Consider the following 19,530-nt stretch of genomic DNA (forward strand, 5'->3'; position numbering starts at 1 on the left):
GAAATGACTCCTTCCGTCCTCGCCCGCAGGGCCGGCGTCGCGCGCGGCTTGCTCGCTGCGGTGATGCTGGTCCTCGTCCTGTGGCTGTCGGCCCTGCCCGGCGCCAGTCTGGCCGCCGAAATCAAGTTCCCGACGCTGACCGGGCGGGTGGTCGACGATGCCCAGCTTTTGACGCCGCAACAGGAACAGGCGCTGACGGGCAAGCTGGCGACGCTGGAACAGCAGACCGGCGACCAGTTGGTCGTCGTCACCCTGCCCTCGCTTCAGGATCAGGAGATCGAGGATTTCGGCTACCAGCTCGGGCGTCACTGGGGCATCGGTCAGAAAGAGAACGACGGCGGCGCCCTGCTGATCGTCGCGCCGAACGAGCGCAAGGTGCGGATCGAGGTCGGCTATGGCCTGGAGGGCGTGCTGACCGACGCCTATTCCTCGCTCATCATCCGCAACGACATCCTGCCCGCCTTCCGCCAGGGCGACTATGCTGCGGGCATCATCGCTGGCGCCGATTCCATCATCGCCCAGCTGACCGCCGACCCGGCCGAGGCGCAGGCGCGAGCGGAAGAGGCCAAGAGCGCGGCGACGGCGACCGCCAAGCCCGTGATTCCCGCCGTCGTCATCTTGATGGTGTTCGCCTTCATCTTCTTCAGCATGATCGGCGCGGCGGCGGGCGGCCGCAAACGGCGCGGCGGGCGCGGCGACGGCCTGACGCCCATCCTCATCTGGGCCGCTAGCGAGGCGCTGAAAGACCGCGATCGCGGAGGCGGCGGAGGCTGGGGCGGCGGAGGCGGGTTTGGCGGCGGTGGTTTCGGCGGAGGCGGCGGCGGCTTCGGCGGCGGCGGCGCTTCGGGGGGATGGTGATGCAGTTCACAACAGACGACCACGCGCGGGTGACCCAGGCCATCGCCGAGGCCGAAGCGCGCACCTCTGGCGAGATCTTCTGCGTCGTGGCGCGGCAGGTGTCGTCCTATCGAGACATCAGCCTGGGCTGGGCGGCGGCGGCGGCCCTGCTGCTGCCGCTGGGGCTGATCCCTCTCGGTTTCAACGGCGACTGGCTGTCATTCGGCAGGGGCTGGGAAATCGCCCATGCGCCTGCCGCCTCGGTAGAGATCGGCCGCGCGCTGGCGGCGTATGGACTGGTTCAAGCCGGAGTGTTCCTGGCCGTTTTCCTCCTGTCGCTGATCCCCCCGGTGCGGCGACTGCTGACGCCAGCCGCCCTGCGCCGCACGCGCGTTCGCCGCGCCGCCATGCAGCAGTTCCTGGCCCACGGCCTGCACGTCACCGAGGCGCGCACCGGCGTCCTGATCTTCGCCGCGCTGGCTGATCATCAGGTCGAGGTGGTGGCTGACGAGGGCATCCATTCCTGCGTCAGTCCTGAGGTCTGGGCCGACGCCGTCGCCGCCCTGACCGGCGCGCTGCGCCGCAACCGCCCGGTCGAAGGCTTCGAACAGGCCATCAACCTGTGCGGCGGGGTGCTGGCGGAACGCTTTCCGCCCAAGCCCGCTGATCAGAACGAGATCCCCGACCGACTGGTTGTCATCTAGTCTGGCTATCAGGGCCTCGCGACCGCCGCATTGAGCCGCGACAGTCGCTGCGATTGCGGGCAAGGAATCCATGCCGAGACTTCTGACCTACAACGTCCATCGCTGCGTCGGCGTCGACCGAAAGCTGGACGTGAAACGCATCGCCGATGTCATCGCCGAGTATGAGCCTGACGTCGTCTGCCTGCAGGAACTGGATGTCGGCCGCGCCCGCACAGGCCATGTCGATCAGGCCAGCGCCATCGCTCAACACCTGGCTATGAGCGTGCAATTCCATCCCGCCATGAAGGTCGAGGCCGAGCTTTATGGCGACGCCATCCTGACTCATAGGCCAGAGCGGCTGGTGCGCGCCGCCGCCCTGCCCACCCTACGCGGCATCAAGGGGCTGGAGCCGCGCGGCGCGCTGTGGTCTGCAGTCGATTTCGACGGGGTGATCGTCAACATCCTGAACACCCACCTGGGGCTCGTTCCCCGCGAGCAGAGGCTTCAAACCGCCGCCCTGATCGGCCGCGACTGGTTGGGCGATCCGATGTGTCAGGGGCCGACCATCCTGACGGGCGACTTCAACGCCACCTCCATCACCCGCCCCTACCAAGCCTTGGCGCGCCGGCTGGACGACGCTCAGCGACGCCTGGGGCTGAGGCCTTCGATCAAAACCTTCCCGTCCAGCTTTCCGGCCATTCGCATCGACCACTGCTTCGTCAGCCGAGAGATCCGCGTGACGGGCGCCAGCACCCCGAACTCGCCTCTGGCCCGAGCGGCGTCAGACCACCTGCCTCTGGTCATCGACTTCGAGATCGAGCCTCAGCCTGGCGCCTGACCGCCCTCGGACTGCGGGCGCGTGCGATGCGAGCGGTTCAACCGCTTCCACGGCCGCCAGGCGTCGGTCGCCGCCATCGGGTCACCGAACTGCCACTCGGCGAACATCCGCTCTATGCGCGTCGGCTCAGCGGCGCCCAGCGGCTTCATCCGCTCCTGGCCAAAGGTCTGGATCGCCTTGCCGACCGAGCCCAGCAGTGTTTCCGCCTCGGCGAAGGCCTCGCCCGACACGCCGATGAAATGGCCCAGCGAGCGGCGGCGAAAGCGCCGGATCACATCGCGCTGCTGATCCATCTGCGCTTCGACGGCTACATCGCATTCCGTGTCCAGCCCCATCGAGCGATTGTTCAGGTTGCTGGAGCCGATCCGCAGCAGCTTGTCGTCGATGATGGTCATCTTGGCGTGGACGATGATCCGCTCGCCCTCGTCGGTCACGGGGTAAAAGACGGTGAAGCGGTCGTGACGGTCCGCCTGCTCCAGGCGATACAGCACCTCGGCCCGCGCCGTATCCATCGTCAGGCCGTCGAACCAGCTAGGGCTGCGCCCGGTGGAGACCAGCACCACCTCAGGGCCGTCCGGCTCGGCCAGACGCTCGGCCAGCGCCGCCGCCAGCAGGGGCGAGGTGAAATACTGGTTCTCCATATAGATCAGCGACCGCGCTTGCCGGATGGCCTGCAGGTGCAGGGCCTCGTTCTCGCGCACCTCAGGTCGGCCCCGGAGCTGCGGTTCCGTGCGGGATATGGCGACCGGAACATCATGCAGCGTCGGCTCGACGCCATCGGGCCAGGCGTCGCCGTCGCGCGGCGGGGAGATTTCCAGCACCTCGCCCGTCGCCCGCCGCCAGCGTTCGCGCGCCAGGTCGCCCAAGTTCTGCGCCGCCGGTCCGTCCAGCACGCACATCACCTCATGCCTCGGGGCCGGAATGACGCCGGTCGGCTCGCACCGGCGCGGATCGCCCGAGAAATGCTCCTCGGTGTCCCAGCGATCGGTGGAGATGTCGCCGCCCCCGCAGAAGGCGATCTGATTGTCGATCACCACCACCTTCTGATGATGGCAGGCGCCCAGGATGCCAGGACCGTCGAGCCGGAACTCCACGATCCGGCGGCGGAACCACCTCTGGGCCTTGTGCGGATAGAAGCCCTGCGACGCGGCGATCAGCAGGGGCGAGCGCCAGATCAGCAGGCGTACGTCCAGGTCCGGTTTTTGCCGCACCAGGGCCTTTAACTGATGACCGATCTCGGCCCGGCGGTCGGTCAGCGGCCCCTCCGGATCGAGCCGCGTGCGGGGATCGAACTGCCAGCCCAGAATCAGGATCGACCGTTTCGCCTTGTGCAGCGCCGAGGACAAGGCGTCGAAATAGGCCTTGTTCTCCATCAGCGGCGCGAAACGATGCGCAGGCGCAGACCGCCACACGCCCGGACCTGGCTCGATCAGACTGGCTTCATAAGAACGATCTGGCCCCATGACCCTCCGATGGCCGATTCGCGTGACGGCTTGATGCGCGGCCTCTACAGCAGAGGTCGAGCGGCCGCAGATCGTTCCATTTTCGCATCAGCACGGTCAATGGCGACGCTCCTTCACTTCGCCGCATTGTCGCCGGAACCGTGATCTGTCATTATGGCCGCCATGCAAGCTCTGATCGAAATGGTGATCGGCCTCATCGCACTGCTCGCCGCAGTCGCGCTGTCGCAGTTCGGCGTCGATCTCAGCCCGACGAAGAAGTCGGACGGCGAGATCCACCGGGTCGAAAAGAAGTGCGGCGACGCCCCGTCCACCCACATTCAGGTCCACGCCCCGGCCTCCTGCTGATCCACAGCTTAGGCTCAGTGAAGCCGCTGCTTCAGACCGGATAATACGCCCTCCAGCCTTTTCGCTTCTCGTTACAGTCGTTAGGGTCGCTCCGCACACGACCTCGCCCGCGTCTCCAGGCGACCAGTAATCGAGATCGACGCCCATGAAATCCCGCCCTCGGCCGCCGCTCAACCTGACCGACCCCGAGCCCGCCCTCGAGGACGAGGCTTCCGCCGTCACGTCCGACTCGCTGGCCGATGCGGTCGCACCCGACGCGATGCCTCAGCATGCGGCGGCCCCTCCACGCCCGATGTCCGAGCGTCAGCGTCGTCGCCTGGCCGAGCAGCAAGCGATCGCCGAACAGCGCGCCGCTGAGGCGGAAAAAGCAGCGCGCACCCTAGCCATCCTCGGCGAGTCCGCCGACGCGCCGCCCGCCACCGTCGAATCCACGCCCCTCACCGTGCCAGCGGCCCCTCGCAGCAAACCGGCCAAAAGCGGCGGCAATCACGCCTATCTGATCGCCGGCCTGGCCTCGGCCCTGTGGGTCGGCGGACTGGCGTCCTGGTTCGCCTATGAACTCGGCTCCGGCATGATGGAGTTAGATCCGCTGCGCCTGGCGGTCTACGCGCTGATCCTGTTAGCGCCGGTCGGCCTGTCTATCCTGCTGGCCCACGCCGTGCGTCAGGGCGCCGGTCTGGCCCAAGAGACCCAGCGCGCCCGCGAGATGGCGAACGCCCTGGTCGCGCCGACGGCCCTGGCCGCCAACGAAGCCGGCCAGGTGCTGACCGGTCTGCGCGGCGATATCGAGCTGGCCGCCCAGGCCGCCGAACGCGCGCGCAACGACATGGCCCTGTTGCGCGAGGCCCTAGCCAAGGAAACCGCCCTGCTGAACGAGGCGGCCGAACGCGCCGGCGGCACGGCCCGCCAACTGACCGAAAAAATGTCGGCCGAGCGGGAGCAGATGCACGGCCTCAGCGGCCGTCTGGAAACGCAGGCCTCAAAGGTGGTCGAAACGGTCGAACGCCAGTCGCGCATGGTGGCCGACGCCTCAGACCTGGCTCAGACGCAGCTGCGCGAGGCCGAAGCCGCCCTGGCCGCCCGCGCCGCCGACCTGGCCGCCGCCGCCAGCGAGGCGCAGGACGCCGCCCGCGCCGCCGCCGACGATCTGGCCCGCCAGACCATCCGGCTTGAGACCGCCGGTACGGGCGTCGCCGAGCAGATTCAGTCGGTCGAGGAAGGCTTGGGACAGCAGCGCGCCGCCCTGGTCACCGCGGCCTATGCTCTGCGCACCGATCAGGAAGACTTCTCGGCTCAGGTGGAGAGCCAGCGCGCCCAGCTTCTGGATCACCTGTCCCAGACCCGCACCGCCGCCGACGACCTGAACCTGAAGGGCGAAGAGGCCGCCAACGCCATCAAGGCCCAGGTCGAGGCCGTGGTCGATCAGTTCCAGGCCCTGGTGCAGATGTCCCAGCGCGAGGCCGACAGCTTCGACCACGCCACCAAACTCGCCCTAGACCGGTTCGAGGCCCTGTCCGCCGACTCCCGCGACCTGCTGGTCGAAGAGACGCGCCGCGCGCTTGAGGCGCTTCAGGCCACAGCCGACGCGCAGCGTCAGGCGGCCGAGAAAGCCATCGAGCAGGCGCAAATCCGCGCCGACCGCCTGGGCGAATCCCTGTTTGACGCCGCCCAGCAGGCCGACGCCGCCGCCGAGGCGCGCATCGAAGGCGCGCGCCGCATCATCGGCCAGACCGCTGAAATGGTGGACCAAACGGGCGAGCGCCTGATCGATAGCCTTCAGGCCACCCTGACCCGCGTTACAGAGGCCCTGAGCCAGGTCGAACAGGCCGTGGCCGACATGGATGAGCGCGCCAGCCGCCTGCCGCTGGAGGCGCAAAGCCGCGTGGAATCGGTTCGGGCCGCCGTCGAGAACGGTCTCACCGCCCTGAGCGCCGCCTCGCGCAAGGCGGCCGAAGACACAGAGGCGCTGGAAAGCGGCTTCCAGGAGCGCGTGCGTCGCAACTACGACATGCTGACCGAGGCCGTGCGCCTGATGGGCGCCGTGTCCGGCGAAGGGGGGCGGCGGCGTCCCTCGAGCCTCGCGGCCATGTCCGAGCGGTCCCCTGAGCAACCGCAGGACGGCCTGCGCGGTCGCCTGCGCCCCCAAAACGCGCCTGAGAGAGACATCGAAGCGATCCCGGCCGCGCCGCCCATCCGGACCGCGCAGCCGCCCCGGGATGCGACGCCCGCAGCGCCGCCCCTCCGGGACGCGCCCGCCGCCGATCTGGACTGGAGCGACCTGACCGCGAGCGGCCCGGCGCTGGCGGCGACCAGCCCGGCGCCGATCGGCTCGCCCGACGAGATCGACGCCCTGGCTTCGCGCATCACCGACGCCATCCGGCGCATGGGCGTGGACCCCAACGCCCTGTTGCCGCGCCCCCGCATCGAGGAGACGGCCCAGGCGTTCGCCGCCCGCGATCCCGCGCGCGCGCGCCAGATCGTCCGCCGGGTGGCGCCCGCCGCCGTCCGCAGCGTCTCGCGCCGCGTGCTGAGCGACGACGGCTTGCGCGCCGACGCCGAAGCCTATGTCCGCGCGTTCGCCCATGGCCTAAAGCTCCAGGCCGAGCGCGGCGACGCCCATGACATTCAGGCCCGGTTGGCCACGGAGGAAGGCCGCGCCTTCATGCTGCTGGACGCCGCCGTCGGCGACTTGAGCTGAGAAAACAGCTCAGGCTTGACCTCACAACGCTTTTACCGGCACGCTCGCCGGACCTAGCGCCATCCCGACGTACAGGAGCCACGCCCCTTGGTGGACACGGATTCCCGCGCCCGTCCTGATCGACGCCCCGCCCTCGCCATCTGCGTGTGGAATCCGGATTACCCCACCTGGGATCTGGTCGAGGACCTCTCCGGCGAGCCTTGGAGCCCGCCGGGCGCCCGCACCCAGCCGATCCCGGGCGACAGGGACGCCCAAGCCCTGGCCGACCGTCTGATCGTCGCGCTGAAAGACCAGGACTGCGCCGGCCTGCTGCTGATCGGCCGCACCAGCCATCCCGGGCCTTTCCGCCTGCAGATGCGGGCCGAGAACCGGCGTCTGGAGGGCTCTGGCCGACTGGATGATACCGGCCCAGGCGTGGCGCGCGTCACCGCCCCCGTGGCCGAGATGCTGCGCGATCTGACGGCTACAGGGCTGCCGGCCATCGCCGCCTCCGACGCTGAAGAGGACGCGGGCAGCTACATTCTTTACCGCTCCCTCGCCGACCTGCCGGACAGCCTGAACTCGCCCTCCATCGGCCTGCTGCGCGCGCCCGACGGCGCGACAGAAGAGGCCATGCGCACCGCCATCAAGGCCGTCGCCTCGGCGATGGCGCGTCACCTCACGCCCCTGCCCCGCTCAAGCGCGGCCTGAGCCGCCCAACCGTCGCGCCAACAGCAGTCCCGTCACTCCGCCGACCAGCGCCAGTCCGGCCATGCTGAGATAGGCGCGCGAACCAAAGGCGTCGTACAGCGGCCCGCTGGCCAGGGTCGCCAGACCGATCAGCACCCCCGCCGACAGGGCCGAGCTCAGAGTCTGCGCCGCCGTATGGCTATCGGGCGGACACAGGCCCTCGACGATCTGCACGCCCGCCAGATAGGTGGCCGCAAACGTCAGGGCGTGGAGCGTCTGCAACGGCCACAGCAGCCACAGCGGGGGCGCAAAGGCCATGACAGACCAGCGCAGCACCGCCGCCCCCGCGCCCAGCGCCAGAATGAACCAGGGCCCGATTCCCCGCCTGCGGCGCCACGGCTCGACCACCCACATGAAGCCGATCTCGACCAGGACGGAAAAGGCCCACAGCAGGCCTGTCATGCTCTCGGCCACGCCCTGCGCCCGCCACAGGATGGCGGAGAAGCCGTAATAGAAGGCGTGCGCCGCCTGCACCGCCCCCACGGCGAAGATGGCGGTCATGAACACCGGGTCCGCCGCCAGACGCCCCAATCCGCGAAACCGCTCGAACCCCGACAGCGGCCCGTCTTGGCCCACCCGTTCATCCGGCAGGATGCGCCACGCCGCCACAGCGATCAGCAACGACGCCGCCACAGCCCAGACGATCACCACATCCGCCGACATCCGCGTCAGCAGCCAGCCCATAGCGACATTGGCCACGACGAAGGCCGCCGAGCCGCACCCGCGCGGCAGGGAGAATGCAAAGCCCTCTCGTCCCGCGACCTTAAGGGTGAGCACGTCGCTGAGCGGGATCAACGCGGCCGCAGCGGTCGCCCCGATCAGCCAGAAGACGGCCCACGGGATGATCCCCTGCACCAGCCCCACCCCGCCGTAACCCACCGCCATCGCCAGCCCCAGCAGGGCGATCGGCGTGCGCCGGCGCCTGAAACCGTCGGCCCAGACGGCGATCAACGGCCCCGTCAGCGCGCGAGCCACCATGGGAATGGCCAACAGGACCCCGATCTGCGCTCCGCTCAGTCCCTGGCTGCGAAACCACAGCCCGGCGAACGGCAGCGTCACGCCGCTAGCGCCGAACAGGAGGATGTATTGCAAGGCCAGGCGCGGGGCGGACGTCATGGCGCGCCATAGCAGACTTCCCCCGTTTTGTGGTCTAGACATAAGTGATGAGTCCCGACCGCAACCTCCTCGTCTTCGCCGGGTTCAACGGCGCCATGGCTGTGGCGCTGGGCGCCTTCGCAGCCCATGGCGCGGCGCCCGCCGTCAAAACCCTGCTGACCACGGGGGGCCAGTATCAGATGGTCCATGCGGTCCTGGCGGTGGCGCTGGCGTTGTGGAGGGGCGGCGGGCGGCTGGCGCGTCTCGCTGGGTGGCTGGCGAGCGCCGGGGGGCTGATCTTCTGTCTCGCCCTGGCCATGATCGGACTGCTCAGCCTGCCCGTCATGGGGGCCGTCGCCCCGATCGGCGGCGTCATGATGATCGCGGGCTGGTGCCTGGTGGTCGCCGCCGCCCTCAAGTCCGCACCCAACAACGCCTAGTTACAAGCAGAACAGGGTCCCAGCATGTTTTCCGTGAACGACACGTCCCGCCGTGACCTCTACCCCGAGATCGAAGCCTACGCCTCGGGCTGGATGCCGACCGACAGCGTCCACGAGATCTACTACGAGGAAAGCGGCAATCCGCACGGCGTGCCGGTCATTGTCCTGCACGGCGGCCCCGGCGGGGCGGTCAATCCGGGGATGCGTCGCTATTTCGACCCGGCCAAATACCGCATCGTCATGTTCGACCAGCGCGGCTGCGGCCTGTCGCGACCCAACGCCTCGCTGGAAAACAACACCACCTGGGACCTGGTCGCCGATATCGAGCGCCTGCGCGAGAAGCTGGGCATCGACAAATGGGTCGTGTTCGGCGGGTCGTGGGGCTCGACCCTGTCGATGACCTACGCCATCAAACACCCGGATCGCTGTCTGGCGCTGGTGCTGCGCGGCATTTTCCTGCTGACCAAGAAGGAACTGCACTGGTTCTATCAGGACGGCGCCTCGATGATCTTCCCCGACGCCTGGGAGCGCTTCCTGGCCCCGATCCCCGAGGCTGAGCGCGGCGACCTGATGGCCGCCTATTACAAGCGTCTGACCGGCGACGACATTGAGGAACGGAACCGCTGCGCCGTCGCGTGGGCCACCTGGGAGGGCGAGACCGTCAGCATCCAGGGCCCCTCGGGCAAGCCCGACAAGTTCGCCGATCCCGAGTTCGCCGTCGCCTTCGCCCGGATCGAGAACTGGTATTTCACCAATGGCGGGTTCATGGACAGCCAGAACTGGATCCTCGAAAACATCGGGACCATCCGCCACATCCCCTGCTGGATCGCGCAGGGGCGCTTTGACGTGGTGACGCCGATCTCGGGCGCCTGGTCCCTCCACCGCGCATGGCCCGAGGCCAAGCTGGACATCATCGGCGACGCCGGCCACGCCTCGTCCGAACCCGGCATCATCGACAGCCTGATCCGCGCCACCGACTGGGCGGCGGCCCTTTAAGCCCGAAGGGCGGCTGCGTCGCGCGACACGATCAGCCTGCCGGTTTCGGGCTGGTCTTCTGCACCATCTCATTGAGCTGGAAGCCGATGCGGCGCGCCTCGCGCTCCTCCGGCTTTTTCACCGCGCTCAGCACAACATTGATCTGGCTATAATGCTGGATCAGACGCACCGGCTTGCCGTCGGCGTTGCGGCCGAAAAACATGATCAGGTCCGGCCCCCAGAAGCCGACGTCCACGATCTGCATCGTCCCGTCGCCCGGCAGGCCGACTACGCGCGCGCCGATCTCCTCGTCCTTGTCGAGATTGGCCTCGAATTCCTCGATCAGCTTGGACAGGCGGACAAAGGCCCATTCCGCCGGATTGTCCCGCATCCGCACGCCCTCAGCCAGGGCGGCCGCCTCGTTCTGCGGATCCGTCAGCACGGGCTGCGGACAGGGGGTGTCGCCGCAGTCCGAGAACATGGCGGGATCGGCCTTGGGGGTCTCGGCGGCGGCTGGTTTGTCAGGCGTCTGTTCAGTCATCTGCTCAGCCTAACGCGGCCGGGCGATCAGAACAGCCCCTGCCCCTTCGGCAGTTCGACATAGCGGTGCACGCGCGTCGACAGGATCAGGCCGAAGCCGACCATCACCGTCATCATCGACGATCCCCCATAGGACAGCATCGGCATAGGCACGCCGACGACCGGCGCCAGCCCCATCACCATCGCCCCGTTGATGAGCATGAACAGGGCCACGAAGGCCGTCATGCCCGCCGCGCTCAGACGACCGAAATGGCTGTGCGACAGCGCCGCGATCCGCAACGAAATCAGGATCAGCGCCACATAGCAGGCCAGCACGGTGAACGAGCCGATGAAGCCGAACTCTTCCGACACCGTCGAGAAGATGAAGTCCGTGTGGCGTTCCGGCAGGAATTCCAGCTGGCTCTGACTGCCCAGGCCATAGCCCTTGCCCATCAATCCGCCCGAACCCAGGGCGATCTTGGACTGGATGATGTTGTAGCCCGTGCCCGAGGGGTCGGCTTCCGGGTTCAGGAAGGTCAGGACCCGGTTGCGCTGATAGTCGTGCATGCCGAACATGACGAAGGGCGGGATCACGGCCACGGCGGCGGCGACCGCAGCGCCGATCACGCGCCAGCTCAACCCAGCCATGAACATCATCACCGCCCCGGTCAGGCCGATGATCATGGCCGAGCCGAGGTCCGGCTGCTTGGCCACCAAAATGAACGGAACACCGATGATCCCGGCCGGGAACAACAACTTCCACGACCAGCGCGCGTCCTGAGCCGAATGTCCGTGATACCAGCGCGCCAGGGCCAGCACGAGGCCGATCTTGACGAACTCGGCAGGCTGAATGCGGATGAAGCCCAGGTGCAGCCAGTTCTTGGCGCCGCCCGCCACGTACCCCAGCGGGGTGAACTCAACCAGCATCACCATGAACAGCAGGACGCCATAGACGGGATAGGCCGCGTGGAACCACCACTTCGGGTGGATCATGGCCAGGGCGATCATGCCCGCCAACAAGACCCCGAAACGGATCAGATGCTTGGCCGCCCACGGCTGCCAGTGGCCGCCCGCGATCGAATAGAGCATCGCCGTGCCGATCCCGGCCAGAATGCACAGCAGGCCGATGATGCGCCAGTCCAGCTCTGCGAACTTGGTGGACAGGCGATCGCGTTCGCCGGGGCGGGTCAGGGCGGAAGCGGTCATTGTCCGGGCTCCGTCAACGGCGGCGGGGCGACGGCGGCGCCCGGGTCGGCATCGCCGTTGTCGATGGGCTCGCCTCTGGCCTCCGCTTCGCGGACGCCGGCGTCCTCCTGAGCCTCGAAACCGGCCGATTCGATGCGGGCGCGGATTTCGGGATCCTTGAGCAGGGCCACCTTCATCGCTTCACGCGCGCGCGGCGCCCCGGCCGTGCCCCCGCCCAGACCGCCATGCTGGACGATAACCGAGACGGCGTAGCGCGGGTTGTCGGTCGGCGCATAGGCGACGAACAGGTTGTGGTCCTTCTGGTCCCACGGACGCCCCGCCCCCTTGCGCGACCCGGAGCCATAGTTGCGCGCCTGGGCCGTGCCGGTCTTGCCCGCCATCTTGACCGTGCCCAACCCCAGCTGGCTGTTGCGGAAGCCCGTGCCCCCGGCGGCGGTCACCGCCTCCATGCCGTCGCGCAACACCTGCAGCATCTCGGGCGTATAGGGCAGATCGGCGAAGGCGCTGCCGCCCTGCTCCACCCCGCCGATCGACTTGATCAGGCGCGGCGTCACCGCCTTGCGTCCATTGGCCACCCGCGCCGTATAGACCGCCAGTTGCAGGGCGTTCACCGTCAGCGCGCCCTGGCCGATGCCATAGCTGGGGTTCTCGCCCGGATACCATTTCGTATCGCCGCGCACCGGATTCTTGCGGCGCCACTCGCGGTCCGGCACCAGCCCGGCCTTCTGGCCGCCGATGCCGATATCGAACGTCTGCCCAAAACCCAGATCCCGCGCCGTCTCGGCGATGGCGTCCGGCCCCATCTCGGTGGCCAGGGTCATGAAGTAGACGTTGCACGACGCCTTGATGGCCCCGCGCAAATCCAGCGCGCCGTGTCGCCCCAGACAGGCGAACCGCCGCCCCAGATAGAAGCTCCCGCCGCAGAAGATGCGCCGCGACGGGTCCAGCCCGCGCTTCATCGCCGCCAGCCCCACGACCGGCTTGAACGTCGAGCCCGGCGCGAAGGTCCCGCTCAGCGCCTTATCCAGCAGGGGACGGCGCTCATAGTCGGCCAGGGCGCGATAGATCTTGGACGGCACCCCCGACACGAACAGGTTGGGATCGAACGACGGCGACGATACCATCGCCAGGATGTCGCCGTTGCGCACATCCATGACCACCATGCTTCCAGCTTCTTCGCCGAAGACTTCGAGCGCCCGCTGCTGGACGTCGTTGTCCAGCGTCAGCACGACCTCTGAGCCCTGCACCGCCGGACGCGATCCGGCGATATCCTCGGCCACAACGCGGCCCCGCGCATTGACCTCGACGCGCTTGCCGCCCTCGACGCCGCGCAGATCCAGATCCAGCGAGCGTTCAAGGCCTTGGCGGCCGATCCTAAACCCCGGATTGAACAGGATGGCGGGCGGTTGTTCGCCCTTGTCGCGCAGCGCCTGAACGTCGCGATCCGACACCTTGGCCACATAGCCGACCACATGGGCGTAGGCGCCGCCGTGCGGATAGTAGCGGGCCTCGTTCATGTCAGCCATGACGCCGGGCAGTTCGGCCGCGTGCAGATTGACCTTGGAGAACTCTTCCCAGGTCAGGTCGCTCTTGACCGGAACCGGCGAGAAGCGCGGCGCGGCGTTGACCTCGCGAATGATGGTGCGGCGCCGCTCCAGCGTGTCCGGCAGCAGTTGGCCCAGCAGATCCAGCGTCTGGTCCAGGTCCTTGGTCTCGTCGCGCACGACCAGCACGCGGAAGCTGGGCCGGTTGCCGGCGATGACGACGCCGTTGCGATCCTTGATGAGGCCGCGCGGGGGCGGCACCTGACGGAAGTTGAACTGGTTGCGCGTCGCCAGGGTGGCGAACTCTTCGGACTTGAACAGTTGCAGGTGCGCCAGCCGCCCGACCAGGGCCAGACCGCCCAGCGCCGTCGCCCCGCCCATCAGCATGGTGCGCCGCAGGAAGGAGCCCTGCCGCTCGTTCACATCGGAAAAGAAGATATGCGGTTCGCTGCTCATCGGAATCGCACGTCCGCGTCGTCGAAACGCTCGATCAGCCAGTTGGCCAGGGGAAAGAGCAGCAGCGTCGGGATCATCTGCCCCATGATAGCCAGCAGGTTGGGGGCATTCCCAAGGCTGCCCAGCGTCACGAAATAGGCGACTGCAAACGCCAAGCCCGTCGAGGCGACATACAGGGCGAACAGGACGATGGTCGCCTGCCCCGCCAGATATTTCGCCGTCAGCAGGATCGCGCCGTAGATCAACAGCAGGCTAAGCGCCCACATCCCCGCCTTGCCGCCCCAGAAGAAGTCCAGGAACAGGCCAAGGCCGAACAGCACGACCGGCGCCAGCATGGACGGCCGGATCAGCGGCCAGGCGAAGGCCAGCACCATCGGCCAGACCGGCTCAGGCAAGGTCAGGCCGAACAGGCGCAGCGGAATGGCGAACAGAATGGTCGCGGCTGCGGCGATCAGCGCGGGGTAGCCGATCCACTGCATCGGACCGACCATCCGCACGGTGATCGTCCGTCTCACTCGCGGCCTCCGTCGGGCGTTCCAGCCGCCGGTGCGGCAGGCTGGGTCGCGGCTGGGAGCGGCGGGGCGTCCGCAACCGGCGGCGGCGCAGCGTTGGCGGCGCGCACGCGCTCAGCGACGGCCTGGGCGGCGGCGGCGCGGCGCGTGGCTACATCCTGAATGGCGGCCGCCTGGGCGGCGGTCGGCGGCGGCGCCGTCTTCAGGCCGGAAAGCGGCGGCGCGTTCAGCGCGTTCTGATCAGCCAACTGGCCGAAGTCCTGGAACAGGAGGACCCGCACATAGTCGATGGCGGTGCGATCGCTGTACAACTTGACCCGCCACGAACCGTCGACCCCCTTGGCCACCACGCCGACCGGCAGGCCGCGCGGGAAGCCGCCGCCATCGCCCGAGGTCAGGATGCGATCGCCGTCCTGCACCGCGCCTTGCCCTCGCACATAGTCCAGCCGCGGACTGCGGCTGCCGTCGCCGGTCAGCACGGCGCGTGCGTCGGTTCGCTCGACCATCACAGGAATGCGCGAGGCGACGTCAGTCAGAAGCACCATGCGGCTGTAACCGCCGGCGGCGCCTACGATGCGGCCGACCAGGCCGTGCTCGCTCAGAACCGGATTGCCGATCCGCACGCCCTTGGCGGCGCCGACGTTCAGCAGGCGCGAGCGGGCGAAGGGGCCGCGCGCATCAGTGATCGCCCGCCCGGCCGTCATCTCGATCGGCGGTTCGGTTTGCAGGCCCAGCAACTGTTCGTAGCGCGCGTTCAGGCTCTTGAGAGCCAGGGCGTCGTCGCGCCATGCGCTCATCTCAGCCAGTTCACGGCGCAGGCGACGGTTCTCGGAGACGGCGAAGAAATAGCCTTTAACGAAGCCGACGGCGTCGCCTGTCCACCGTACGGGAGCCGCCAACACCCCGCCCGTCGTTCCGGCGGCGGCGTCGAACCCCGCCTGGGCAGGCTGAAGGTCGTCCGCAATGGCTGGCGGGCGATCGGCGAGCAGAAGCATGATCGCCGCGACGATGCCGCCGACGACCATGACCGCCGCTGTCCAGGCCAGCGGCACCTTCAGATTCTCGAATGGTCCGTCGCGAAACGCCACGGCCAGCCCTTCCTGCTAGAGCTTAGGAATAAGCGGGCCGAGGCCCGCCTATGTGTGTGAAACGACCGTTGGGATGCGCCCCATTGCAGGTCTGCGGCGCCCCCGGGGGCCGGACAGTCTGTTCTTTAGAGCGACGCCTCGAGCACGCCCTTCATCCACGAGGGGTGCTCCAGCACCTTGCCGCAGCCGATGGCGACGCACGACAGCGGATCGTCCGCCACCTGGACCGGCAGGCCCGTGTGGTCGCGGATCTCGGTGTCCAGACCGCGCAGCAGCGCGCCGCCGCCCGTCAGCATGATGCCCTTGTCGGCGATGTCGGCTGCCAGCTCCGGCGGCGTGGCTTCCAGCGCGACCTTCACGGCCTCGACGATCTGGGCCACCGGCTCGGCCAGGGCTTCCGCCGCCTGGCGCTCGCTCATCTTCACTTCGCGCGGCACGCCCTGCATCAGGTCGCGGCCCTTAACCTCGATCGACAGGCCTTCGCCGTCGGCCGGGACGCGGGCGGTTCCGATGTCCTTCTTGATGCGCTCGGCGGTCGTCTCGCCGATCAGCAGGTTATGGTTGCGGCGCATATAGGCGATGATGGCGTCGTCCATCATGTCGCCGCCGACGCGCACCGAGCGCGAATAGACCACGCCCGACAGCGACAGCACGGCCACTTCGGTCGTACCGCCGCCGATGTCGACGACCATCGAGCCGGTCGGCTCGTGGATCGGCAGGCCAGCGCCGATCGCGGCGGCCATCGGCTCGGGCAGCAGGCCGACGCGGCGCGCCGAAGCGTTCAGGCAGCTGTCGTGAATGGCGCGGCGCTCAACCGCCGTGGCGCCCGAAGGAACGCAGACGATCATCTTGGGATTCACGAAACCCTTGCGGTTGTGAACCTTGCGGATGAAGTGCTTGATCATCTCTTCGGCGACTTCGAAGTCGGCGATGACCCCGTCGCGCATCGGGCGGATGGCTTCCATGTGGCCAGGCGTCCGGCCCAGCATCTGCTTGGCCTCAAGGCCGACAGCGTGGACGATCTTGCGGCCGCCGACGTTGCGCAGGGCGACGACCGACGGCTCGTTCAGGACGATCCCCTTGCCGCGCATATAGATCAGGGTGTTGGCCGTCCCCAGATCCATCGCGATGTCATTGGAAATCATGCCGAAGAGGGGTGAAAGCATGGGCGTCGGTTACCGCTTAGTTCGGGCCTGCAAGGGCGTGAATTTCATTCGTCCGCTATGGCGACGCCCTACCCCCGCTTCGCGTGACCGCAAAGCCGTCCTGACCGTCTTCGCCGAGCCGACTACAGGCCCGTTTGCCCTCATGCCGCGGGGATTGCAAGCGCCTATGGCTTGTCGATCACAGGCTTGTCACGGCAAGGCTTGAAAGCCTTGCCGGTCAAGCTTTCCAGCCCCGCTTGAGGGGCGCGCGGGTCAGACCGCCTGAATGCCTTCGGCCTCAAGCACGCGCTGTACGGCCGGGCGCGCCTGCACCCGGTCCAGGTGATCGTTCAGCTTAGGGAACCGGGTCTTGTCCAGCAGGCCCGCCTGACGCGCCCAGCGCGTGAAGACCATCAGATAACCATCCGCCATCGAATAATCTTCGCCCAGGACCCAGGGGCCGGTCAGCAGATGATTCTCAGCCAGGTCGTACTTCTCCAGCGCGACCTTCACGGCCTCCTCCTTCGCCTCGCCTTCCAGCGGCGGCTTGGAGAACAGCGCCTTGCCGATGGCCGGATGCAGCGACGAGGCCAGCCAGCCGTTGACGGCCTGAAGACGTGCAAAGGCGAACGGGTCGTCCAGATCGGCCAAGCCCGCCTGCGGATGCGTCTGCGCCACATAGGCCAGGATGGCCGCATTCTGGGTGATCACGCCCTCGGAGGTCTTCAGCGCCGGGGTCACGCCCGCCGGATTGATCGCCAGATATTCGGGCGTCCGCTGCTGACCGGCGCGCAGGTCGATCTTCTCGATCTCATAGTCGGCGCCCGCCTCTTCCAGGCCGATGTGCGAGGCGACGGCGCAAGCGTCGGGAGAGTAATAGAGCTTCAGCATGGTCGTTCTCCGATCAATCGACTGACAGGCCGCGCGCAGCCTCACGGCGCTTCACCCACTCACGCACCGCCAGCATCAATACAAGCCAGACGGCGGCGACCGCCGCAAGGATCACCGAGGTCCAGACCCCGTCGCCGCTGACCGCCGCCATGAAGGAGCCGCCAAAGAAGGCGACCAGGGCCGTCTTGGGCAGGACGCCCAGCGCGCACCCCGCCAGATACGCCGGGAACGAGGCGCGCACGGCGCCGAAGGCCATGTTCACGACGATGAAGGGCGCCGAGGGAACATTGCGGATGATGAAGCTGGCCGAAAAGGCGTTGCGTCCGACGAACCTGCGGATGCGCTCGACCGTCCCGCCGCCGTACCGCTCCAGCGTGCGCGCGGTCGGCCCGCGCCCGAGCCAATAGGTCACGGCCGCCGAGGCGATGGTGGCGATCCAGCTATAGAGGAATCCGAACCACGGCCCGAACGCCACCACGCAGGCGGCGATCAGCAAGAACTGCGGCACGCCGATGAAGGCCGACAGGGTGAAAACAACAACCGCCGCAACCAGCCCCCACGGCCCGACGCGATACCCCGCCAGCCAGTCCTCCAGCCGATCCTCGGCCCCCAGCGCCAACTGCGTCTTGCCCAAGGCGAACAGGGCGACGATTCCCGCCAGCAGCAGCAGGGTCACGGCCAGGGTTCGCCACCGTCTGGCCTCCATATTCAGCAGAAAATCGACGACTCGCCGCATAGATTTCGCCCAAATCGCCTTTTGATCGTCCGGGACGCGCACAAACGTTGTGCGGCCCTGCGGGGTTGCGTATCAAGCCTTCGCCTCCCCGGCTTTCTTCCCATCCTCCAGACAGGATAGCCATGTCCAGCCTTCAGTCCGCCTCCCTCGCTCGCGTCAAGCCTTCGGCCACCCTGGCCGTGACCGCCCAGGCGCGCGAGCTGAAACGCCAGGGTCGCGACGTGATCGGCCTGGGCGCTGGCGAGCCGGACTTCGACACCCCGGACAACATCAAGGCCGCGGCCATCGAAGCCATCAAGCGCGGCGAGACGAAATACACCGACGCCGACGGCATGCCCGAGCTGAAGGCCGCGATCGTCGCCAAGTTCGCCCGTGAAAACAGCCTGACCTACGAGACCAACCAGATCCACGTCGCCTCGGGCGGCAAGCCGGTGATCTACAACGCCTTCGTCGCCACCCTGAATCCGGGCGACGAGGTGATCGTCCCCGCGCCCTACTGGGTGTCCTACCCGGACATGGTGCTGCTGGCCGGCGGCGAGCCCGTCACCGTGATCGGCGAGGAAGCCGACGGCTTCAAGCTGCGCCCCGAAGTGCTGGACGCGGCCATCACGCCCAGGACCAAATGGCTGATCCTCAACTCCCCGTCGAACCCGACCGGCGCGGCCTATACTCGCGCCGAGCTGGAAGCCCTGGCCGAGGTGCTGCGCAAGCATCCGCAGGTCTGGATCCTGACCGACGACATGTATGAGCACCTCGTCTATGGCGACTTCGACTATGTCACCATCGCCCAGGTCGCGCCGGACCTGTACGACCGCACCCTGACCTGCAACGGGGTGTCCAAGGCCTACGCCATGACCGGCTGGCGGATCGGCTATGCGGGCGGCCCCAAGCCGCTGATCGACCTGATGCGCAAGGTCGCCAGCCAGACCACCTCCAACCCCTCCTCCATCAGCCAGTGGGCCGCCGTCGAGGCTCTGAATGGTCCGCAGGACTTCCTGGCCGAGCGCGCCGCCGCCTTCGAGAAGCGCCGCGATCTGGTCGTCTCCATGCTGAATCAGGCCGACGGCATTCGTTGTCCGAAGCCGGAAGGCGCCTTCTACGTCTATCCGTCGATCGAGCAGTTGATCGGCAAGACGACGCCTTCGGGCGCGGTCATCGACAATGACGAGACCTTCACCGCCGAACTGCTGAACGCCGAGGGCGTGGCCGTGGTCCAGGGCGCGGCCTTCGGCCTCAGCCCCTATTTCCGCATCAGCTACGCCACTTCGGAAGACGTGCTCGAAGAAGGCTGCCGCCGCATCCAGCGCTTCTGCGCCAGCCTGAAGTAAGC

General features: G+C 67.9%; 19 protein-coding genes. 9 read left to right on the forward strand and 10 right to left on the reverse strand.

The window, feature by feature from the left end; all coding sequences use genetic code 11:
- Positions 1-3: 3 nt before the first annotated feature.
- The 3 genes from ACLBV5_RS02590 to ACLBV5_RS02600 all read left to right on the forward strand — a co-directional run bounded on the left by ACLBV5_RS02590 (position 4) and on the right by ACLBV5_RS02600 (position 2,358).
- On the forward strand, positions 4-858 hold the full coding sequence (locus ACLBV5_RS02590; protein WP_025976802.1) for a TPM domain-containing protein: 855 nt from the start codon (positions 4-6) through the stop codon (positions 856-858).
- A complete protein-coding gene (locus ACLBV5_RS02595; protein WP_244093333.1) occupies positions 858-1,541 on the forward strand; it encodes a TPM domain-containing protein in 684 nt (227 codons plus the stop codon). Before ACLBV5_RS02590 ends, ACLBV5_RS02595 begins: the two co-directional genes overlap by 1 nt.
- A gap of 70 nt (positions 1,542-1,611) precedes the next feature.
- Positions 1,612-2,358: an endonuclease/exonuclease/phosphatase family protein gene (locus tag ACLBV5_RS02600; RefSeq protein WP_253121775.1), complete on the forward strand. Its 747-nt coding sequence runs from the start codon at positions 1,612-1,614 to the stop codon at positions 2,356-2,358.
- Here the strand turns inward: ACLBV5_RS02600 and ACLBV5_RS02605 are convergent.
- Positions 2,343-3,821, reverse strand: coding sequence for a phospholipase D-like domain-containing protein (locus ACLBV5_RS02605; RefSeq protein ID WP_447604723.1), 1,479 nt, complete (start codon positions 3,819-3,821; stop codon positions 2,343-2,345). The two genes, ACLBV5_RS02600 and ACLBV5_RS02605, sit on opposite strands and share 16 nt — an antisense overlap.
- 153 nt (positions 3,822-3,974) lie before the next feature.
- Between ACLBV5_RS02605 and ACLBV5_RS02610 the strand changes: the two genes are divergently transcribed.
- The 3 genes from ACLBV5_RS02610 to ACLBV5_RS02620 all read left to right on the forward strand — a co-directional run bounded on the left by ACLBV5_RS02610 (position 3,975) and on the right by ACLBV5_RS02620 (position 7,554).
- Complete coding sequence (locus ACLBV5_RS02610; RefSeq protein WP_447604724.1) at positions 3,975-4,166, forward strand: hypothetical protein; 192 nt, start codon at positions 3,975-3,977, stop codon at positions 4,164-4,166.
- Positions 4,167-4,311: 145 nt separating this feature from the next.
- On the forward strand, positions 4,312-6,864 hold the full coding sequence (locus ACLBV5_RS02615) for a tipN (RefSeq protein ID WP_447604725.1): 2,553 nt from the start codon (positions 4,312-4,314) through the stop codon (positions 6,862-6,864).
- A 90-nt stretch (positions 6,865-6,954) separates the two neighbouring features.
- Positions 6,955-7,554 (forward strand): hypothetical protein, encoded by a 600-nt coding sequence (locus tag ACLBV5_RS02620; protein ID WP_447604726.1) that lies wholly within the window; start codon positions 6,955-6,957, stop codon positions 7,552-7,554.
- On the opposite strand, the gene ACLBV5_RS02625 is transcribed toward ACLBV5_RS02620, so the two are convergent.
- A complete protein-coding gene (locus ACLBV5_RS02625) occupies positions 7,540-8,709 on the reverse strand; it encodes an MFS transporter (protein ID WP_447604727.1) in 1,170 nt (389 codons plus the stop codon). The genes ACLBV5_RS02620 and ACLBV5_RS02625 overlap by 15 nt on opposite strands.
- Before the next feature lie 47 nt (positions 8,710-8,756).
- Between ACLBV5_RS02625 and ACLBV5_RS02630 the strand changes: the two genes are divergently transcribed.
- Positions 8,757-9,128, forward strand: a complete 372-nt coding sequence (locus ACLBV5_RS02630; protein WP_025976794.1) for a DUF423 domain-containing protein — start codon at positions 8,757-8,759, stop codon at positions 9,126-9,128.
- Positions 9,129-9,152: 24 nt separating this feature from the next.
- The gene (pip, locus tag ACLBV5_RS02635; protein WP_392353313.1) at positions 9,153-10,124 is read left to right on the forward strand and encodes a prolyl aminopeptidase; all 972 of its coding nucleotides are present in this window, start codon (positions 9,153-9,155) and stop codon (positions 10,122-10,124) included.
- A 31-nt stretch (positions 10,125-10,155) separates the two neighbouring features.
- Here pip and ACLBV5_RS02640 read toward each other — a convergent pair whose 3' ends face one another.
- From ACLBV5_RS02640 to ACLBV5_RS02675, 8 genes are all read right to left on the reverse strand, one after another.
- Positions 10,156-10,644, reverse strand: coding sequence for a DUF6173 family protein (locus tag ACLBV5_RS02640; RefSeq protein ID WP_447604728.1), 489 nt, complete (start codon positions 10,642-10,644; stop codon positions 10,156-10,158).
- Positions 10,645-10,670: 26 nt separating this feature from the next.
- A complete protein-coding gene (gene rodA / locus ACLBV5_RS02645) occupies positions 10,671-11,828 on the reverse strand; it encodes a rod shape-determining protein RodA (RefSeq protein ID WP_313632392.1) in 1,158 nt (385 codons plus the stop codon).
- Entirely contained in the window at positions 11,825-13,828 is a 2,004-nt protein-coding gene (gene mrdA, locus ACLBV5_RS02650) for a penicillin-binding protein 2 (RefSeq protein ID WP_253121789.1), read from the reverse strand. Before mrdA ends, rodA begins: the two co-directional genes overlap by 4 nt.
- A complete protein-coding gene (locus tag ACLBV5_RS02655; protein ID WP_029972406.1) occupies positions 13,825-14,319 on the reverse strand; it encodes a hypothetical protein in 495 nt (164 codons plus the stop codon). Before ACLBV5_RS02655 ends, mrdA begins: the two co-directional genes overlap by 4 nt.
- Positions 14,320-14,339: 20 nt before the next feature.
- Positions 14,340-15,428, reverse strand: a complete 1,089-nt coding sequence (gene mreC, locus ACLBV5_RS02660) for a rod shape-determining protein MreC (protein WP_313632390.1) — start codon at positions 15,426-15,428, stop codon at positions 14,340-14,342.
- Between the two features lie 125 nt (positions 15,429-15,553).
- Entirely contained in the window at positions 15,554-16,594 is a 1,041-nt protein-coding gene (locus tag ACLBV5_RS02665) for a rod shape-determining protein (protein WP_003168146.1), read from the reverse strand.
- A 252-nt stretch (positions 16,595-16,846) separates the two neighbouring features.
- Positions 16,847-17,464, reverse strand: coding sequence for a glutathione S-transferase family protein (locus ACLBV5_RS02670; protein WP_447604729.1), 618 nt, complete (start codon positions 17,462-17,464; stop codon positions 16,847-16,849).
- Positions 17,465-17,477: 13 nt separating this feature from the next.
- On the reverse strand, positions 17,478-18,200 hold the full coding sequence (locus ACLBV5_RS02675) for a TVP38/TMEM64 family protein (protein ID WP_447604730.1): 723 nt from the start codon (positions 18,198-18,200) through the stop codon (positions 17,478-17,480).
- Positions 18,201-18,322: 122 nt separating this feature from the next.
- Between ACLBV5_RS02675 and ACLBV5_RS02680 the strand changes: the two genes are divergently transcribed.
- The gene (locus ACLBV5_RS02680; protein ID WP_025976785.1) at positions 18,323-19,528 is read left to right on the forward strand and encodes a pyridoxal phosphate-dependent aminotransferase; all 1,206 of its coding nucleotides are present in this window, start codon (positions 18,323-18,325) and stop codon (positions 19,526-19,528) included.
- The last annotated feature ends 2 nt before the right edge of the window (positions 19,529-19,530 follow it).

It is taken from the genome of Brevundimonas sp. M1A4_2e, from assembly GCF_053345555.1.

What these genes read in the sequence shown, in the direction of transcription:
- ACLBV5_RS02590 (WP_025976802.1), top strand. Translation starts at nt 4, where the DNA reads ATGACTCCTTCCGTCCTCGCCCGCAGGGCCGGCGTCGCGCGCGGCTTG.
- ACLBV5_RS02595 (WP_244093333.1), top strand. Translation starts at nt 858, where the DNA reads ATGCAGTTCACAACAGACGACCACGCGCGGGTGACCCAGGCCATCGCC.
- ACLBV5_RS02600 (WP_253121775.1), top strand. Translation starts at nt 1,612, where the DNA reads ATGCCGAGACTTCTGACCTACAACGTCCATCGCTGCGTCGGCGTCGAC.
- ACLBV5_RS02605 (WP_447604723.1), bottom strand. Translation starts at nt 3,821, where the DNA reads ATGGGGCCAGATCGTTCTTATGAAGCCAGTCTGATCGAGCCAGGTCCG.
- ACLBV5_RS02610 (WP_447604724.1), top strand. Translation starts at nt 3,975, where the DNA reads ATGGCCGCCATGCAAGCTCTGATCGAAATGGTGATCGGCCTCATCGCA.
- ACLBV5_RS02615 (WP_447604725.1), top strand. Translation starts at nt 4,312, where the DNA reads ATGAAATCCCGCCCTCGGCCGCCGCTCAACCTGACCGACCCCGAGCCC.
- ACLBV5_RS02625 (WP_447604727.1), bottom strand. Translation starts at nt 8,709, where the DNA reads ATGACGTCCGCCCCGCGCCTGGCCTTGCAATACATCCTCCTGTTCGGC.
- ACLBV5_RS02630 (WP_025976794.1), top strand. Translation starts at nt 8,757, where the DNA reads ATGAGTCCCGACCGCAACCTCCTCGTCTTCGCCGGGTTCAACGGCGCC.
- pip (WP_392353313.1), top strand. Translation starts at nt 9,153, where the DNA reads ATGTTTTCCGTGAACGACACGTCCCGCCGTGACCTCTACCCCGAGATC.
- ACLBV5_RS02640 (WP_447604728.1), bottom strand. Translation starts at nt 10,644, where the DNA reads ATGACTGAACAGACGCCTGACAAACCAGCCGCCGCCGAGACCCCCAAG.
- rodA (WP_313632392.1), bottom strand. Translation starts at nt 11,828, where the DNA reads ATGACCGCTTCCGCCCTGACCCGCCCCGGCGAACGCGATCGCCTGTCC.
- mrdA (WP_253121789.1), bottom strand. Translation starts at nt 13,828, where the DNA reads ATGAGCAGCGAACCGCATATCTTCTTTTCCGATGTGAACGAGCGGCAG.
- ACLBV5_RS02655 (WP_029972406.1), bottom strand. Translation starts at nt 14,319, where the DNA reads ATGGTCGGTCCGATGCAGTGGATCGGCTACCCCGCGCTGATCGCCGCA.
- ACLBV5_RS02665 (WP_003168146.1), bottom strand. Translation starts at nt 16,594, where the DNA reads ATGCTTTCACCCCTCTTCGGCATGATTTCCAATGACATCGCGATGGAT.
- ACLBV5_RS02670 (WP_447604729.1), bottom strand. Translation starts at nt 17,464, where the DNA reads ATGCTGAAGCTCTATTACTCTCCCGACGCTTGCGCCGTCGCCTCGCAC.
- ACLBV5_RS02675 (WP_447604730.1), bottom strand. Translation starts at nt 18,200, where the DNA reads ATGCGGCGAGTCGTCGATTTTCTGCTGAATATGGAGGCCAGACGGTGG.
- ACLBV5_RS02680 (WP_025976785.1), top strand. Translation starts at nt 18,323, where the DNA reads ATGTCCAGCCTTCAGTCCGCCTCCCTCGCTCGCGTCAAGCCTTCGGCC.